Origin of the sequence: [Clostridium] clostridioforme AGR2157, assembly GCF_000424325.1 — a bacterium.
Taxonomy (GTDB): domain Bacteria; phylum Bacillota; class Clostridia; order Lachnospirales; family Lachnospiraceae; genus Enterocloster; species Enterocloster clostridioformis_A.
This window is the reverse complement of sequence record NZ_KE384166.1, coordinates 27,824-31,257: the sequence shown is the minus strand read 5'-3', so window position 1 is coordinate 31,257 and position 3,434 is coordinate 27,824. Positions and strand designations below refer to the sequence as shown.

Genomic DNA, 3,434 nt, shown 5'->3' with positions numbered 1-3,434 from the left:
CTGGCTGAATATGGTGGAAGGCTTTTTCAGCAAAATGACCCGCCAGATGTTGTCCGGGATTCGTGTAGGCTCGAAAGAGGAACTAAAGGAACGGATTTTGAAATACTTTGAAGAAATCAATGAGGTTCCCGTCCCCTACAAATGGAAATACCGCTTGGACACGATTGATCTTTCGGAAGAGGATGTGGGCACAATCGTCTATGAAGTTGTAAATGCGAAAGCAGCAAGTCCTGAAAACCAAGGGAAACGTGCGCCCAAAGCACGGACACGTAAGCCAAGAAATCAGATTACTACCAATGCTTAAATTGTAAGCTTATTTAAATCGAGTTGTACTAGTTTTTCTGCTCTGCAGTCGTGGGTTCCGGCGCTATAATTTGATCTTCACATTTGTTCAACTGTTTCTGCGAGTTATCTTCCTTTGAGCAGGTATCAGGCGTTCCGAATCCTGTACTCTCCTGGCTGTTGTCGGTATCGTTACCATATTTTGTGGAATTCCGTATATTTCATCGAGGGTCGATAAAATCTCATCCACCGTTTTTCCAGGACAAGTTCCTGTACCTCTGCGCTCACAATCTGGACCATTTCAGGCTCTCCCAATCCTGCAAATACTTCCCTGACCGCCTGATAGGAAGACGGGATATTTAGCCAGACACTTTCTTCCGTTTCCATGTTCCTTATCTTTACACTCTGCATGATATTCCCCTTTCTGCCACTGCCAGCACTCCCGGCCCATAACGCCGGATCAGGAATGCCGAAATCACTAAGCGGAAAGTATCCTCACTTACCAGCTCCGGGTCAATCAACTCCGACAGGCTGATGTGGCAGGTTCCCTTATATAAATCCTTCGCTGTATGGAACAGCACATATCCGTCCAGGTCAACCCCATGAATCCGGATTTTCTGGAACCGGATGATGTCCGAATCCACTGCCGGAAAGGCCCTTCCCCGCGACTGTGGTGCCAATAAACCAGGTAATCCTTAAAGGAAAACTGTGGCGTTTGTTTCTCTTTTAAAAGTGCCAACCTGTTTTTAAAGATACTCAGGTGCTCAACATATGCCTCAGCTGCTTCATCTTCTGTCTGATATCCTCCTTTCTTTCCGTATTCTATCTGTAGATTTTCTGAAAGGCTCTTGGTGCGGTGATACCAGGAACCGTTTTCATAAAAAATTGGGCTGCTGCCCATGGAACTACTCATCTGATTCCTCCTTTGCAAAAGGAGTATTCAAAATTTCGAATATGATTAGTATACCATATTCCACCAAAATACTCTATATATCAGTGCCCGCTGCCACCGTTAATCCAGCGGTCAAAGGACCCTTTGGGAATACGGTAACCATCCCCTATTTTTATAACACGGAACGGTCCCTTCTCCTTGTAAGACTGGCGGATAAATTCATAGGCCGTATTTCTCCCGATTCCCAGCAGATTTTGAATATCCTTCACTTCATGCACTATTTTTTCGTCGGTTACGCTCTTTCCCATCCATATTCACCTCCTTCGGTTCAATTATGGAATTGTATTATTCATACTCTGTCCATGGAATGTAGTTATATGCAGGTGAGTTAAATTTTATAATTCATATTTTCATTTTTAAAAACTTCTTGAAAATCATTTTAATTGGAGTTACGATTTGTTTGGACATCGATGTACTTTATAGATTGGAGAAATGATTTTGAGGTTTTATATTAGCACTACGCAAGAAAGAATACCGTCCTCTATGGTCATTTATATGAGAAGAACTGGTGAGTATGGTATTGAAAATTACAAACTGATGGATACTTTTAAGAAATGGGTAAAAGAGAACAATTTATATGATGAAGATACAGTGATTTATGCTATACCTATGGACGACCCTGAAAAAGTAAAGCCTTGCCAGTGTCGTTACGATGTTTGTATCAATCAACCCAAAAATCAGAAATTTGCGCTAAATCAAATTAAATGTAGAGAATTGGAGAGTGGTAAATATTTAACTTTTCTGATTCCTCACACAGCAGATGCAGTCCAGACCGCATGGAAAATGTGCTTTTCTGAATTGGAGAAATTAGGATATTTGTTGGATAAAAGCAGACCTATAATGGAACGTTATAAAAAAAATCTTGTAGACAAGCATTATTGTGAATTGTGTATGCCCATTCTATAATTCTAATTTCTACACTCATAATTGAATAGAAGGTATCTGCCGTGCGACAGCAAAAAAAGCCGTCGTTCAGCAGTCGCAATCTTACGCTAATTTAAAATGGCGGCTTTGGTTTCAAAGCCGCTGTTTTCTTTTTACTTTTCAGGAAACTTCATGTAACGGCATCCCTGGCTTTAAAACTCATTCCTGACTCCCTGAAGTCACAACCGTCTTCTTGTTCTGCATTGATGATACCATGATTTCTAAATTTGGCAGGAAATTTGAAGATGTTTCAAAACTTTTTGACCATGCAGCACACAATGGCTCCAACTATCTGAACGGCCATTGCTTTGTCAGCCTCATGCTTTGTGTCCCCATATGGAGCAACCGCCGGATTGCTTATCTGGCGGTCCCTCTCGGTTACCGCATGTGGCAGAAAAAACAATCGAAACTGGAGCTTGCCGCAGCCATGGTGCGTCAGGTCATGCCCTCTTTTGCTTCTCAGAAGAATGTCATAATCCTTTGTGACAGCTGGTACACCAAGAAAAATCTCGCCTGTATTGTTGACGAATATCCAAATCTGGATTTGATCTGTAATGCCAGGACCGACTCTGTTATTTATGACCTTGCCCCACAGCCAACCGGCAGAAGAGGCAGGCCCGCAAAGCATGGGGAACGCCTTTCTATTAAAGAGGACTTCACTTTTTCTGCTGAAAAGATAGGGGATTCGCCTGTTTTTCAGTACGATTTTTCCAGAGCAGATGCAGATATTCTGCGCATGGCAGGAAAAGGCGCCGCTAAACCAGACCGGGAGTGAGCGTATGCAGTTCATCCCATTATTGTGTTACACATTTCGCTGGAATATCGAGGTGAGTTATTATGAACAGAAAACGTTCTGGTCGTTATGCAGCTATATGTTACGCAGTCGGAAGGGAATCGAAATGTTGGTTAACCTGATCAACATCTCGTATTGTGCCATGAAGATACTGCCATATCAGGAAGAATCATTTTCAAAGTACCGGACAGAAAGTGTGCAGGAATTTCGGTTTGCCCTTAGTGAGCAAATCCGGCAGCAGGTATTTTATGCCACTTTCGTTAGAAATATCGAAACCAGCATAAAATCCAGTGTTGTTATGAAAGCTTTAAAACAGTTAATTCGACAACAGTACTGGCATTTATAAAAGTTGTAAAGTCGTGGTGTATAATAGACTTGAAATAAAAAATGGCATAGCAAAAGAGCGAAGATGTAACTTCGCCATGACGTTGCCTATGTAGTTTTTTGTTTTTGGTTTAGGCTGCACTATCTGACGGTAGAGAA

The 3,434-nt window shown here is 41.9% G+C and carries 4 protein-coding genes and 1 pseudogene; 3 read left to right on the top strand and 2 right to left on the bottom strand.

The features are described 5' to 3' along the window. A pseudogene (locus tag G614_RS29145) lies at positions 1-304 on the top strand (IS630 family transposase); the annotation flags it as partial. A gap of 376 nt (positions 305-680) precedes the next feature. Here the strand turns inward: G614_RS29145 and G614_RS29140 are convergent. After that, positions 681-962 (bottom strand): hypothetical protein, encoded by a 282-nt coding sequence (locus G614_RS29140; protein ID WP_242828238.1) that lies wholly within the window; start codon positions 960-962, stop codon positions 681-683. 313 nt (positions 963-1,275) lie between these two features. Continuing rightward, on the bottom strand, positions 1,276-1,482 hold the full coding sequence (locus tag G614_RS0126300) for a helix-turn-helix domain-containing protein (protein WP_027644241.1): 207 nt from the start codon (positions 1,480-1,482) through the stop codon (positions 1,276-1,278). A 190-nt stretch (positions 1,483-1,672) separates the two neighbouring features. Here G614_RS0126300 and G614_RS0126295 point away from each other — a divergent pair, with 190 nt between their 5' ends. Further along, entirely contained in the window at positions 1,673-2,140 is a 468-nt protein-coding gene (locus G614_RS0126295; protein WP_242828237.1) for a GyrI-like domain-containing protein, read from the top strand. Between the two features lie 232 nt (positions 2,141-2,372). Continuing rightward, the gene (locus tag G614_RS35275; protein WP_420341549.1) at positions 2,373-2,933 is read left to right on the top strand and encodes a transposase; all 561 of its coding nucleotides are present in this window, start codon (positions 2,373-2,375) and stop codon (positions 2,931-2,933) included. The last annotated feature ends 501 nt before the right edge of the window (positions 2,934-3,434 follow it).